The organism is Dorea sp. OM07-5, assembly GCF_003481355.1.
Taxonomy (GTDB): domain Bacteria; phylum Bacillota; class Clostridia; order Lachnospirales; family Lachnospiraceae; genus Dorea_D; species Dorea_D hominis.
Map to the genome: position 1 here is coordinate 159102 of NZ_QUKZ01000002.1, position 14295 is coordinate 173396.

At 41.5% G+C, this 14295-nt stretch carries 16 protein-coding genes; 1 reads left to right on the plus strand and 15 read right to left on the minus strand.

Annotated features, from left to right (window positions below):
• Nucleotides 1–67 precede the first annotated feature (67 nt).
• The 4 genes from DXC04_RS02585 to DXC04_RS02600 form a co-directional block, all read right to left on the minus strand.
• A complete protein-coding gene (locus tag DXC04_RS02585; protein ID WP_118519373.1) occupies nt 68–781 on the minus strand; it encodes a pseudouridine synthase in 714 nt (237 codons plus the stop codon).
• The gene (locus tag DXC04_RS02590) at nt 781–2166 is read right to left on the minus strand and encodes an RsmF rRNA methyltransferase first C-terminal domain-containing protein (RefSeq protein ID WP_021860465.1); all 1386 of its coding nucleotides are present in this window, start codon (nt 2164–2166) and stop codon (nt 781–783) included. The genes DXC04_RS02585 and DXC04_RS02590 overlap by 1 nt, the downstream gene beginning before the upstream one ends.
• Before the next feature lie 128 nt (nt 2167–2294).
• A complete protein-coding gene (locus tag DXC04_RS02595; RefSeq protein WP_117537406.1) occupies nt 2295–2975 on the minus strand; it encodes a M23 family metallopeptidase in 681 nt (226 codons plus the stop codon).
• A 322-nt stretch (nt 2976–3297) separates the two neighbouring features.
• Nucleotides 3298–4746: an aminoacyl-histidine dipeptidase gene (locus tag DXC04_RS02600; protein WP_021860467.1), complete on the minus strand. Its 1449-nt coding sequence runs from the start codon at nt 4744–4746 to the stop codon at nt 3298–3300.
• Nucleotides 4747–4857: 111 nt separating this feature from the next.
• Between DXC04_RS02600 and DXC04_RS02605 the strand changes: the two genes are divergently transcribed.
• A complete protein-coding gene (locus tag DXC04_RS02605) occupies nt 4858–5775 on the plus strand; it encodes a nucleoside recognition domain-containing protein (RefSeq protein WP_021860468.1) in 918 nt (305 codons plus the stop codon).
• 36 nt (nt 5776–5811) lie between these two features.
• Here DXC04_RS02605 and DXC04_RS02610 read toward each other — a convergent pair whose 3' ends face one another.
• The 11 genes from DXC04_RS02610 to DXC04_RS02655 form a co-directional block, all read right to left on the minus strand.
• Nucleotides 5812–6456 carry a hypothetical protein gene (locus tag DXC04_RS02610; RefSeq protein WP_021860469.1) on the minus strand — a complete coding sequence of 215 codons (645 nt, stop codon included), beginning with the start codon at nt 6454–6456 and terminating at the stop codon, nt 5812–5814.
• Nucleotides 6456–6950 (minus strand): pantetheine-phosphate adenylyltransferase, encoded by a 495-nt coding sequence (gene coaD, locus DXC04_RS02615; protein ID WP_021860470.1) that lies wholly within the window; start codon nt 6948–6950, stop codon nt 6456–6458. Before coaD ends, DXC04_RS02610 begins: the two co-directional genes overlap by 1 nt.
• Nucleotides 6944–7510, minus strand: coding sequence for a 16S rRNA (guanine(966)-N(2))-methyltransferase RsmD (gene rsmD / locus DXC04_RS02620; protein ID WP_021860471.1), 567 nt, complete (start codon nt 7508–7510; stop codon nt 6944–6946). Before rsmD ends, coaD begins: the two co-directional genes overlap by 7 nt.
• A 152-nt stretch (nt 7511–7662) precedes the next feature.
• Nucleotides 7663–7869: an alpha/beta-type small acid-soluble spore protein gene (locus DXC04_RS02625; protein ID WP_021860472.1), complete on the minus strand. Its 207-nt coding sequence runs from the start codon at nt 7867–7869 to the stop codon at nt 7663–7665.
• A gap of 84 nt (nt 7870–7953) precedes the next feature.
• Nucleotides 7954–9984 carry an ATP-dependent DNA helicase RecG gene (recG, locus tag DXC04_RS02630; protein ID WP_021860473.1) on the minus strand — a complete coding sequence of 677 codons (2031 nt, stop codon included), beginning with the start codon at nt 9982–9984 and terminating at the stop codon, nt 7954–7956.
• Nucleotides 9985–10056: 72 nt separating this feature from the next.
• Entirely contained in the window at nt 10057–11718 is a 1662-nt protein-coding gene (locus DXC04_RS02635) for a DAK2 domain-containing protein (RefSeq protein WP_021860474.1), read from the minus strand.
• 19 nt (nt 11719–11737) lie between these two features.
• Nucleotides 11738–12097 (minus strand): Asp23/Gls24 family envelope stress response protein, encoded by a 360-nt coding sequence (locus DXC04_RS02640; RefSeq protein WP_118659791.1) that lies wholly within the window; start codon nt 12095–12097, stop codon nt 11738–11740.
• 194 nt (nt 12098–12291) lie between these two features.
• Nucleotides 12292–12480 carry a 50S ribosomal protein L28 gene (gene rpmB, locus DXC04_RS02645; protein ID WP_021860476.1) on the minus strand — a complete coding sequence of 63 codons (189 nt, stop codon included), beginning with the start codon at nt 12478–12480 and terminating at the stop codon, nt 12292–12294.
• Between the two features lie 166 nt (nt 12481–12646).
• Nucleotides 12647–12784, minus strand: coding sequence for a hypothetical protein (locus DXC04_RS15685; protein ID WP_186855190.1), 138 nt, complete (start codon nt 12782–12784; stop codon nt 12647–12649).
• A gap of 80 nt (nt 12785–12864) precedes the next feature.
• Nucleotides 12865–13248: a GerW family sporulation protein gene (locus DXC04_RS02650; RefSeq protein WP_021860477.1), complete on the minus strand. Its 384-nt coding sequence runs from the start codon at nt 13246–13248 to the stop codon at nt 12865–12867.
• A 17-nt stretch (nt 13249–13265) separates the two neighbouring features.
• Complete coding sequence (locus DXC04_RS02655) at nt 13266–14294, minus strand: DUF2953 domain-containing protein (RefSeq protein WP_118659793.1); 1029 nt, start codon at nt 14292–14294, stop codon at nt 13266–13268.
• Between the last annotated feature and the right edge of the window lies 1 nt (nt 14295).

Below are 14295 nucleotides of genomic sequence, written 5' to 3' on the forward strand. Positions count from 1 at the left end.
TATACCTCTTATCTATCTCTTCTGAGATTCATGTTTTCTCATATTAATTACTAGTTATCTTACTAAATTATAGGATACTCTTCAATTCGCTGTCTGTAAGTTTCCGGTATTCTCCCGGAGCAAGCTCTTCATCCAGTACAAGTGCACCCATACGTTCCCGTTTCAGATAGACAACTTCCTTACCAACAGCCAGAAACATACGTTTTACCTGATGAAATTTCCCCTCCCGGATTGTCAGCCGGATACGTGAAACCGTGCCTTTTTCCAGAATCTTCAGTTCCGCAGGCATTGTCCACTCTGGTTCTTCCTGAGTACCAATATTGATTCTCTCTTTGAATACACGGACATCCTCCTCCGTCACGCCACCGCTGATCTTCGCATAATAGCACTTATCGACATGTTTTTTGGGCGATAACAGTCTATGTGCCAGTGCTCCATCATTTGTTATAAGAAGAAGCCCCTCTGTATCTTTATCCAGACGACCGACCGGAAATAAATCTTTACGTTTTTTCTCTTTTATGAGATCCAGAACTGTTTTATCTCTTTTGTCTTCTGTTGCAGATATCACACCAGCCGGCTTATTCAGCATATAATATTCAAATGTTTCATAAGCAACCGGTGCACCGTCAAACGTAATTTTATCTTCGTCTTCCCGGATCTTATATTCCGGCTTCTTTATAATATCTTCATTTATCTTCACGCGTCCCTGACGGATATATTTCTTTACTTCCTGGCGTGTACCGATACTCATATCTGCCAGATATTTATCCAGTCTGATCATTAGCAAAGCCTCCATCCCGGAAGATATTTATTTTTCAGCGTCTGTCCTGATAATTTACCAAATCCAAGCGGATAGCCGTCTACGCAAACCAGATACCAGCCTTTTTCCTTTGATCCAGTCATATCTTCTACATCCAGTGTCTCCCCTTTCAGATAACGTTTCACGCGCTCATCTGATACCGGGAAATCTAATACTTTTTTGTACTCGTCCTTTTTCAGGCACATGGCAAGCGCCTGACTTGGTTCAAACCGTTTTTTCTTAAGTTCGCCAAGCAACAGCCCTGTTCGCAGGAAACGAATGCCACATACATCCGGCAGATCTTCCGGCATGTAGTAAACCCGTTCTCCATGGACATCCAGCCTTGCTGCATCCAGTTCCCACGTAGTATCCTCAAGGAACACTTCCAGATCTTCCGGTAATTTCTTTTTGCTTTTCTTGCCAGGAAGCAGTTTCTTATCGGTTGCAGGGAGTGGCTTTCCTTTTCTCAGAAGTGCAAGGTAGTGTCCTTCCCCTTTCATCTTATGAGGAAAGATACGGACTGTTTTTGCAAATTCTTCAGACTTTGAAGCTGTAAGCTCCGGCATTCCTTTTTCAAATCCTTCGTAGCCTTTTATACCTAATATCTCAAATTCCGGATATTTTTTCAATAAATATTCAATTGTCCCTTCATTCTCCCTGCCATCAAAGGTACAGGTAGAATAGAGCAGCATGCCACCAGGTTTTAACATTCTCGCTGCCTGCGTAATAATACTTTTCTGGATATTAGCAAAAAATTCAGGGCCATGTTCTTCCCATGCCTTCACCATCTTTTTGTCCTTCCGGAACATACCTTCGCCGGAGCACGGTGCATCGATCAGAATTTTATCAAAATATTCCGCAAAATAATCTTCCAGCTTTCCAGGCTCTTCGCTCAGCACCAGAACATTGCCAATACCAAATACTTCTATATTTTTTAGCAATCCTTTTGCTCTGGAATTGCTGATATCATTGGCTATCAGAACCCCCTCTCCTTTTAGCTTTGCACCTAATTCTGTCGCCTTGCCACCCGGAGCTGCACAAACGTCCAGCACCTTATCGCCCGGTTCTACCGGCAGACGATTGGCAGGTGTCATGGCACTTGGTTCCTGAAGGTAATACAATCCAGCAAAATAATATGGGTGTCTGGATGGTGTTACCTTGTCTCCATCGTAATAAAACCCATTTTCAATCCACGGAATCGGCGTGATCTCAAATGGACAGATCTTCTTAAAATCTTCTACAGATATTTTATTTGTATTTACACGCAAGCCGTAATATCTCGGCTCATCATAGCAGGACAAATACTCCGGAAATTCATCTCCTAAAAGTGCCTGCATCTTTTCTTCAAATTTATCGGGCAGTTTCATGTCTTACCTTCCTTATGTTCTTTGCAAAATATACGCATAACATATCGCTGATTCATCATCCGTTTCGCAAATGCCTATACGCTTTTTTAGTATAACATATAACAATACTGATTGCAAAATCGGCACCGTCAAAAATGATATTTAAGCTTTTGTCGTTTGCATTTTTGTAAAATGTAATATGGATTTACACTGATTTCCATTCCTTTATCGTATTTATAAATTCCGACATGCAGATGTACTGGGAATTTTCCTGTTTTCCCCTCTTCCCCATAACCGGAATCCCCCATAAACCCAATCACCTCTCCCGCTATAACTGTATCCCCTCTTTTCTTATTGCCAAAGCTATGCAAATGTGCGTAGTAGTAATAAGTACCACTGTCAGAAGTTACGCCGATTCTATATCCGCCTTTTTCTGTCCACCCAAGATTCGTAATCGTCCCATCCGTCATACTTACAACCGGACACGTTCCCGCTTTACTGTTCGCAACCATAAGGTCGCAGCCTTCGTGTCCTCTTTTCCCACCATAAGTGCGTTCCAACATCCAGGAGTTTTCAAAAGTGATTTTAAATTTTGCATTATCTACCGGTTCGGGCAGTGGAAAATACACCACTTCTTTTTTTACCTGTTTCGTCCACCTGTGGTATTTTTGCAGGACATCTGTATTTTTGCTACTGGATTTTTCAAGTTTTTCCGACGCGAATCCCGCGCGTATTTCTTCAACAAGCATATTCTTTTCTATGCTTTTATTCGCGCTATTATCATAGGTGGTTTTAATTAGAACCACTATCAGCATTATCAAAATATACATTCCCACTTTTCGGCAGTTATTTCTTTTTGTTTTGAATCTTCGTTTCATTTCGCATTTATTATTAGTTCTTTTTAATACCACTATATGTATTTTAAGCATATCATTATGCCCTGGCGTATCATACAACATAATTCTTTATATAATCTTCTGTTATAGCGACTCTGCTTTCGATTAATGATTGAAAAAGCAAAACACAGGCACTACAGATCGTTATGATCCACAGTGCCCGTGTTTTATTTTTCTTATTCAATTATTAAACTTATTAAACTGCTAATTAAACATCCTTCAGCGTTCTGTATTATTACTCTTCAGATACTGCGTATTATTTTAATTTCGCAAGAATTGCTTTCAGATAATCCCATGTTCTCTCTGTAGAAGCAATATCCAGTTTTTCATTGAAAGAGTGTACATCCAGCATATCCGGTCCCATAGATACGCAATCCAATCCCGGACACTTATCCATGAAGAAACCACATTCCAGCCCACTGTGCGTAGCAAATACAACCGCTTTCTTTCCATACATATCTTCGTATATATCAGACATCAATTTCTGTAATTTAGATTCCGGATTGTACTGCCATGCCGGATACTCTCCGTTGATAACAGCTTCCGCTCCGACTGCTTTACAGCACCGTTCGATTTCTGCACGCATCTCCTGCTTCTTGGATTCGAAAGAGCTTCGCATCTGGTATCTTACTTTTACATGATCTTCATCCGTGCTGACAACACCCATATTCAGGGAAGTCTCTACAAGACCTTTCAGGGAACGGCTGAATTCAACCAATCCGTTTGGCGAAATTATAATATATGTAATAATATGATCTGTTGCTTCATCATCAAAAGCATCCATCGTTGTCTGACCTTTGACTTCTACATCCAGTTCCAATGTTGGTTCTTCACCGACAAATTCAGCTGTCCAGATTTCTCTCATCTGATCTGTACATTTTTTTACTTTCTCAATATCACTCTCAGCTACAAGTAAAACTGCCTCACAATTCCGAGCAATAACATTATCCTTGGATCCTCCATTGATGGATACCATATGGAATTTAACTTCTTTGGAAACGGCATCCAGAAGACGTCCCATCATCTTATTTGCATTACCGCGCTGTTTGTCAATCTCCATACCGGAGTGTCCCCCAAGCAGTCCGTGAACTTTCACCAACACCTCTGTTCCATCCATCTTTTCTCTGTGGAATGGAATTCTTGCTTCAATGTTAATTCCACCTGCACATCCAGTTGTCAGAATGCCTTCAATCTCAGAATCCACATTGATCAGTGTCTTGCCTTTTAAGTTACTGAAATCTAAAGCAATCGCACCATACATGCCTGTTTCTTCATCAATTGTAAAAACTGCTTCGATCGGTGGATGTGGAATATCGTCACTGTCTAATAATGCCATTGCCATCGCAACCGCAATACCATCATCAGCACCAAGCGTTGTATCTTTGGCTTTTACAAAACCATCTTCTACATAAAGCTCCAGTCCATCTTTTTTGAAATCATGTGTACTTCCCGGTCTCTTCTCGCAGACCATATCCAGATGTCCCTGAATGATCACCGGATCGCTGTTCTCATATCCTGCTGTTCCCGGTTTCTTGATAATTACATTGTTCGTGTCGTCCTGAATGTACTCAAGATTTCTTTCTTTTGCAAACTCAACGCAAAAGTCACTGATCTTCTTCGTATCAAATGTTCCCCTCGGAACTTTGCTGATTTCCTCAAAAAAGTGAAATACTTTCTTAGGTTCTAAATTTTCTAATACTGCCATTTTTCTTACCTCTCTTTTCGACAAATTCTATCTATATTATGGTATACAAATCATAAAAAATCAACTTAATTCATAAAATAAATTAAGAATCTTCTTACGAAAGTCTGAATTATGGATTGTTATTTTTTTATCGTAGTTACAATTATCATTTTTTTCCTGATGCTGTTTTTTCCGCAGACTGCGATCTGTGGGGCAAGCCTTGGTCTGATGCTCTGGTTTCAGACAGTCCTTCCTGTATTGCTGCCATTTTTAATACTGACAGCCCTGCTTTTAAAAAGCAACGGATTCTTCTTGATCTCCAGACTTGTCCGTCCCATACTCCGTCCTCTGTTCGGTATCTCCGACTATGGTTCTTTCGCACTGCTTGTCGGTTTCTTATGCGGCTATCCGATGGGAAGTAAAGTCACGGCTGATTTAAAAAGAGAAGGTAAAATCACAGTAAACGAAGCCTCTTATCTGCTTTCTTTCTGCAACCAGACAAGTCCAATGTTTCTGATCAGTTACATTTTCTACATTCATTTAAAGCGTCCGGATCTTCTGTTCCCCGGTATGCTCCTGATCGAGGGCGTTCCTATCCTTATGAGTATTCCGTTCCGCAAAATATACTGCCCCGCTGTCACATCCAGCGCTTCTTCTCCTTCACCTCATTTTACCTGGAATATGCTGGATGACTGCATCATGCAGTCTTTTGAGACAATCACAAAAATTGGCGGTTATATTATTATCTTTTCCGTTTTTCTGCAGTTTGGTAAAGAATTGCCATTTACACATCCGTTGTTGACCTTCCTATTTCTTCCTTCCCTTGAAATTACAAATGGTATTGCTTTAATCTGTAATTCGGGAGTTCCGACAGACCTGGCTTTTGTACTTGCAACCGGACTGGCTTCGTTTGGAGGCTGGTGTTCCGTGGCACAGACGTACAGCATGATCCGTGGAAGCGGTCTTTCTATTGGCGATTACATAGCAAAAAAGCTGATCATCACAGGGATAACCAGCTTGCTTGCTTACATATATATCTTTTGTTTTTAAAACAGGATCTATATTATATTCTGTTTTATACAGAAATTATTCCTTGTATTCAACATTCTCTGCCTCTTCATAGACCGGTTCTTCTACTTCCGGAATCTCTTCCGCCTCTTCGTAGACCGGTTCTTCTTGAACCATATTCTGATCCGGAACTTCTAATTCTTGACGATTGTTATGTACGCGGTCATAACACTCCTGCAGAGAATTGACAAGCCCATCATATTTTGTAGTGTAGCTGTCCAGTGTATGTCCAATAATGCTCTCTGCATTGGCAAGCAGATCATCAGTATAACGGATCGCTCCGATACGGATATCATTCGCATCTCTTGTCGCATTATCCAGAATCTCCTGTGCCTGGTCAGTTGCTGCGGTTACGATTTCATTTGCCTGGGCATATGCCTGCTGCATGATCTCGTGCTCACTGACAAGTTCATTCGTCTGAATGTGCGCTTCCTCGATCATATTGTCTGCTTTGTTCTGTGCATCAGCAAGGATTGCATCTTTATTTGCAATAATCTTCTGATAACGCTTGATCTCTTCCGGCGTACGCATACGCAGTTCACGAAGAAGCTCGTCCATCTGGTCTTTATTTACAATAATCTTCGTTGTAGATAACGGCTGAAATTTACAACTGTCGATATACTCCTCAATTTCTTCAATAATCTGCTCAATACGGCTGCTCATTATTCACACTCTCCTTTTTTCGTGATCTTCGATTTTATTTTCTCCTCAACATGTTCTGGAACAAATTGAGATATATCCCCTCCAAAAGCTGCCACTTCCTTTACTATCGTGGAACTGAGATAAGAATATTCCAGACTTGTTGTTAAAAACACTGTCTCAATATCCTCTGCCAGCTTGTGATTCGTCTGTGCCATCTGCAATTCATATTCAAAATCTGTCACAGCACGCAAGCCACGCACGACCATCTTCGCTGACATCTCTTTCGCAAAATCGATCAGAAGTCCTTCAAATGGTACAATCTTCACTCCCGGCAGTTCTTTTGTAACTTCTTTTAACATTTTAACACGTTCTTCTACGGAAAACAACGGGGTTTTTGCCTTATTATTCAGCACTCCGACAATGAGTTCGTCAACAAGTCCGCTTGCTCTTCTGATCACATCCAGATGTCCGTTCGTCACCGGATCAAAACTTCCCGGATAAATTGCTCTTAACATACCGTTCCTCCTGTTTTCTCCAAAAATACATGTTTATTTGTCTTATATAATTTCTCCTTGATAATCGAATAACCGAGTGCTTCTACATCGTCAAACGTTGTCTCTTTGGACGCTTCTACGATCAGCAGTGTATCTTCATCCACCAGATTTGAATCATTCAGACTCGCAAGTACTTGTTTCTCCAGATTATGGTTATACGGCGGATCCATGAAAATAATGCCAAACGCACTGGTTCCGCGAAGTCTTGCCAGTGCACTTAATACATCTGTTGCCACTACCTGTGCATTGGAATCCAGTTTTGTATATTTTAAATTCTCTTTGATACATGAAACTGCTTTCGGATTTTTCTCAACAAACACGGCTTCCTTCGCGCCACGGCTTAAAGCCTCGATTCCGATACCGCCGCTTCCGGCAAACAGATCCAGAAACCGGCAGTCATAAAGGCTCGGTGTAATCATATTAAATAATGTCTCTTTGATCCGGTCGGTTGTCGGACGTGTGTCCATTCCTTCAATCGTTTTCAGTTGTAATCTTTTGGCAGATCCTGCTATTACTCTCATAACATCCTCACTTGCTTCGCTTATTATATAGTTCTTCTATTAATATTTCTTCTTTCAGCAAAATATCTTTTTCCCGTTCATTATACGTATTTACTATATAAAAGTCAAATCGGCACACAGCATTTTCTGCCATGCGCCGATTTTTCTTTTCCTTATTTACCGGACATCTGTTTTTCCTGTTCTTCGATCATTTTCTTAACCATATAACCACCAACAGATCCGTTCTGTTTTGATGTCAGGTCTCCGTTGTACCCGTCTGATAATGGTACACCAAGTTCACTTGCTACCTCGTATTTGAATTTGTCTAATGCTCCTTTTGCCTCCGGTACGGCGGCTCTGTTTGATGAACGATTTGCCATTTTATACTCCTCCTTTTAATCTCTGTGTTGTTCTGTAACCTTTTGTAATATTTGTTTTGGTTACAATCCTAGTATATGGAGGAATTAAATTATTACACTAGAAGTTCTTTCATAATCTGGAATTTTTTTCAACCATTCCGGATATTCTTCTAAAATCCAGTCTGCCGCTTCATTTGCCATTTGCAAGATTGCCGCATCCTGATAAATATCTCCGATTTTAAAATCCATAAGACCGCTTTGACGGATGCCAAACAGATCACCCGGACCACGAAGCTTCAGATCTTCACTTGCAATTTTGAAACCATCGTTGGAATGATTCAGAATATCCAGTCTTTTTTTCGTCTCTTTTGCATCAGAACCGGTCATAAAAATGCAATAAGACTGATATGCACCTCTTCCGACACGTCCCCGGAGCTGATGGAGCTGGGCAAGTCCAAAACGTTCCGCGTTTTCAATCAGCATAACTGTCGCATTCGGCACATCGATTCCGACTTCAATTACCGTAGTGGATACAAGGATCTGAATCTGATTTTCTGCAAATTGCTGCATGATCTCATCTTTGTATACCTGTTTCATCTTTCCATGCAGGCAGCCCACCTGCACATCTGCGCCCATCTCATCCTGAAGCATCCTGCTGTAGTCCGTGACATTTTCTGCTTCCATGTTCTCACTCTCTTCGACCATCGGACAGATAACATAACACTGTCTTCCTTCTGCGATCTGTTTTTTCATAAACTGATAGGCAGTCTGCCTGTATCCGGTATCTACGACGCAGTTTTTGATCGGGATACGATTTGCCGGAAGCTCATCGATCACCGATATGTCCAGTTCACCGTATAAAATGATTGCAAGCGTGCGCGGAATCGGTGTCGCACTCATAACAAGCACATGCGGTGTACCGCCTTTCTGCGCGAAACTCTCTCTCTGCTTCACGCCAAAACGATGCTGTTCATCGGTCACAACAAGCGCCAGATTATCATAATTTACCGCATCCTGTATAAGCGCATGGGTTCCGATGATAATCTTCGCAAATCCGCACTCTATCCGGTCATAGGCACGCCGTTTTTCCTTTGCGGTCATGGAACCTGTCAGGAGCACTGCTTTCACTGGAATATCATAGGTTTCCAGCATATTACATATTGACGCGTAATGCTGTCTTGCAAGAACTTCTGTCGGAGCCATCATTGCGCCCTGGCATCCTGAAAGCGCTGTATTAAAAAGCGCCAGAACTGCAACGATCGTTTTTCCGGAACCGACATCCCCCTGCACCAGACGTGACATGGTCATCTCTCCCGCCATATCTGCTGCAATCTCTTTCCAGACTTTCTTCTGTGCATTTGTCAGTTTATATGGAAGCTTCGCTATAAATGCATCTATATCCGGGTGTACCGGGATCACATATTCATTTTCCAGTTTTTCATTCTTATCTTTTAATTTTCGGATTGCAAGAATAAACTGAAGAAATTCTTCAAATACAAGACGCTTTCTTGCATGCATGAAAACAGCTTTGTCCTCTGGAAAATGAATTCCCCGGACCGCATAATTGTACTCTGCAAGTTCATAACGCATACGCAGTTCCTTCGGCAGACGTTCTCTGGTCAGATCCATCCCGTCAAGCGCCTGATGCATTGCTTTCATAATGGCATGATTGGAAAGTCCGGCTGTCAGACCATAGATTGGCTGCAGCGTATTTTTTTTCCCGTCATACTGTTCCGGCGGATAAAAGACCTCCGGATGTTCCATGACAAGTTCGTTTCGTTTTCGCACAATCTTACCGCGGAGCGTAACTGCACCGCCTTTTTGAAATGTATTACGAAGATACGGCATCCGGAACCAGATAACCTTAATCGTTCCGGTCAGATCTTTCACATGCATCGTCGTCACCTGCAGGCTGCGGCTCCCGGATACCTGAACACGGCCAAAAATCATGCCGTTTACTGCCACTATCTGTCCTTCTCTTACATCGCTTATCGGCACCGGCTCTTCATATATATCATAGCCTCTCGGATAATAACGGAGCATATCTCCTACCGTAGAAATACCAATCTTCGCAAACAGTTTTTCTGTTTTCTCTCCGATTCCTTTTAATTCTTTAATACTTGTTTCTGTGATCATAACTGCTCCTGCGTAGTAACATCAATAACAAAAAGAGGACCGCTTAAAGTCCCCTTTTATCCTGCTTTTTTTCTATTCAACTGCCAATACGTAATAATAGATCGGCTGTCCACCAAACTGCGCATCAACATCTACATCCGGATATTTCTCCGTTATTTTCTCTGTAAATGCGTCTGCATCTTCTTCTGATACATCAGCTCCATAATACAGGCTGATCAGTGCCGAATCATCATCTACAAGCTGCTCCAGCATATCCAGCGCTGTTGCCTCCACTTCCGTTCCAACAGAAAGGATTCCGCTGTCACCGATTCCCATGATATCTCCTTCATGGATCTCTTTCTCATCAATCTTCGTATCACGGACTGCATATGTGATCTGTCCGGTCTTAACATTCTTAATCTCTTCCAGCATCGTCTCTTCGTTGCTCTTCGCATCTGCGTCCGGCACAAAATTGATCAGTGCTGTGATTCCCTGTGGTACTGTCTTTGTCGGAATTACAATGATCTCTTTATCTTCCACAAGCGCTTTTGCCTGATTTGCAGCAAGGACAATATTCTTATTGTTCGGAAGGATAAATACACTGTCTGCATTCACTGCATCAATTGCCTTGAGCATATCTTCCGTACTCGGATTCATTGTCTGACCGCCTTCGATAATATAATCAGCTCCAAGTTCTTTGAAAATGGAATTCAGTCCTTCACCAATTGATACCGTAATAAATCCCATTGGTTTTCTAGGCTCTTTAGCCTTCTCTTCTTCCTGTGCTGCCGCAAGTTTCTCGGCATCACGGATCAGTTTTTCCTGATGCTCCTCGCGCATATTGTCAATTTTCATGCGGGAAAGCTGTCCGTAAGTCAACGCTCTCTGAATCGCAAGTCCCGGATCATTTGTATGCACATGGATCTTCACAACATCGTCATCTGCAACGCATACGATAGAATCGCCGATGGATGACAGATATGCTTTAAAATCATGTTCATCTGCTTCTGTAAATTCTTTCTCTGTAAGGATAATGAACTCTGTACAATATCCGAACTTGATATCTGCCGTATCTTCTGCATTCACTTTCGTTACAGTCACACCGCCGGCAGGCTGGATTGCACTGTAATCTACTTCTTTTCCAAGGAATGCATCATATGCTCCTGAAATCACTTCCAGAAGTCCCTGTCCGCCGGAATCTACAACGCCGGCTTCTTTAAGAACCGGAAGCATCTCCGGAGTCTTTGCAAGCACTTCTTTTGCATGTTCGATCACTGCCGGGATGAACTCTTCGAGATCATCTGTCTCCTGTGCCAGCTCAGAAGCCTTCTCAGCAATACCGCTGGCAACTGTAAGAATTGTTCCTTCCTTCGGCTTCATAACTGCTTTATAAGCTGTATCACGCGCTCTTGTGCATGCTGCTGCAAGTGCGATCACGTCAATCTCTTTCTCTTCGCGGATTGACTTGGTAAATCCTCTTAAAAGCTGTGACAGGATAACACCGGAGTTACCTCTTGCGCCACGCAGGGAACCGGATGAGATTGCTTTTGCAAGCTCTTTCATACCCGGATTCTCAAGTGCTGTTACTTCCTTTGCTGCAGACATAATTGTCAGTGACATGTTCGTTCCTGTGTCTCCATCCGGAACCGGAAAAACATTCAGCTCATTGATAAATTCTTTCTTTGCCTCTATATTCTGTGCACCTGCAAGAAACATCTTTGCAAGCATGTCCACATTAATTGTCTTTGTAGCCACTTCTTATGTTCCTCCTTAACTAATCGATGACTCTTACACCTTCGATATAGATATTGATCTTATCAACCGGCATACCTGAAAATTCTTCTACTTTATACTGTACATTGCTGATCAGGTTCTCTGTTACTGCAGAGATACTGACACCATATGCGACGATCACATGAAAATCAAGACTGATGTGATTGTCATCAGAAATGTGAACCTGAATACCACGTGTCAGGCTCTCTCTTTTAAGCAAATGTACAAAACCATCCTTCATATTAACAGCAGCCATACCAACGATACCAAAGCATTCTACTGCAACGGTTCCGGCATATTTTGCAATAACCTCAGGATCAATTGTAATAATTCCAAGATCTGTACTAACGCATCCCTTCATACTGCAACCTCCACTTCTTCTATTTATCATTTTAAGTATAGTCTAATCTTCTATATTATACCCTGTTTGCTCATTTATTACAAGTCACGCATAGCAGACAGCGCCTGTTCTGTCATAAAAATGTAATTTTTTGTCATATAAAAAACTCAGATTCCAAATCGAACCTGAGTTTTTAATTCCAATCACATTCTTGATTAAGCACGTTCAACTTTGCCTGATTTTAAGCAAGAAGTACAAACATACATTTTCTTTGTAGCTCCGCCTTCTGTCTTAACACGAACTGATTTTACGTTTGATTTCCACATCTTTGGTGATCTTCTATGTGAGTGACTTACATTGTTACCAAAGTGAGCACCCTTTTCACAAATAGCACATTTAGCCATGACTGCACCTCCTAACGCTCATAATAAGTCTGTTCTCCAGACTCGCAACATTGACATTGTAACAGACTTGTTATCTAATTGCAAGTATTTTTTATAAAAATGTAATCTTAAGATGAAAATATGTTTTCAAGGCGGCAAAAGTGTTCTCTCCTGTCTGCACCGCCTGCTAGCAGCAGAACAGATTATACCCTGCCAGTATACATAAAATAATACAGATCACTTCTATAAAAGCATTCGGTAAGATCATAGACAGAATAAGCCCGACAGCAACCCAGAACAAAGCAAATCCGATTACTTTCTTCATAATTCTCACTGCCTTTATCAATTCTTTTCATATTATTTTATGCAAATTTGCCGGAAAACATTACAAAGTTCTCTGCCTGGTTATTCCTCATCAAGAATATCCATAACATCTTTCTCCGTCATCTTGTCATCTTTATCGCCGGTAAACTTGTCGATGGCATCCGGAATCATATCCAGGATCTTCGTCATCGTATCCTGATTCTTGATATTTACAAGTTTTGTTTTACCATTCTGGATCACAAGCACCGCACACGGAGACATCTTACCGCCGACACCTCCTGCCCCTTTTTCCTTCTTATCGCCGCTGAATGCGCCGGCTCCGATACCAAAAGAGACATCTACAAGTGGAAGAATGATCGTATCTCCGATGTGAATTGCATCTCCGACAACTGTCTTTGATGAAACAACACTATCCATTCCCCGGAACAATGCTTCTACTGTTCCTTTAAAATTATTGTCTGCCATATTATTTCCTCCTGACTTTATCTTTCATAATTTTTTATATCCCGATAGGTCGTTCTGATATTCCGGTTCCAGAACAATACCCATGCAAGTCTCGCAAGATGATTTAACCGTAAGTTTCCTTTGCAGAGAAGGCTTCCTCCAAATACTGCCTGTTCAAAATCCGGATGCACTTCAAATGCCGACCCAAAGAGCGGATAAAATACACTTAATACAGCCAGCACTTCACCGGTATAAGCCGGATCTTCAAATCCAAATCTTATCTTTCCTTCCAGCTTCTTTGGTTTCCACGCTTTCAGAAAACGGAAAAGCTCTTTTTTAGCTTTTTCAAATGCAGCTTTATGCGTCTCGTCCCGAAGAAAGGACATCAATTGCTCTTTCTTATCCACAACTGTCTGCTTCTGCTCACGCATCTTATCGCGCGTTCTCTTTATCTTCTTTACAATCCTCTGAATGTAAGATTCTTTTTTATCCGGATTCTTCCGTTTAGATTTTTTCTTTTCAGTTTTTTCAGGATCTTCTGAAACTTGTCCAGATTTTTCTTTATCTTCTTCACACTGTACCGTCTGCGGAAGTCTCTTAACATCTTGTGCTTTTTCAGCCACCTGTAATTCTTCTTCCACTTCTGGCTCTTCATACGCTTCAACAGACCTCTTTTTCTCTGGCTCTTCATGCGTTTCATCAGTTTCTTCCACTGCTGTACCCGGTTCTTCGTTAACAGACCGTTCTTTTTCGTCATCTTTCTCATCGGCTTTCTCCTCCTTTATTTCTGCGCTTCGCTTCTTTGCAGATCTTCGTTTCCAGAACACAATCCGTAATTTCCATATCAGATGGCTGTCCTTATACAGCAGATCGATTCTGAACAAATGTAAAAGCCACGTTATGCACACCTTTCCTTTCAAGCTGTCTGTAGTCCCTCTGCATACGCCCTGTGCTTTGTAACGAACAGGAACAAACAGCAGGATCAGAATCAGCAATAGCAGTATTCCCAGTATCACTGCGATTATGATTCCTATTATTTTCAAGATCAACAACAATATATGTAGCATC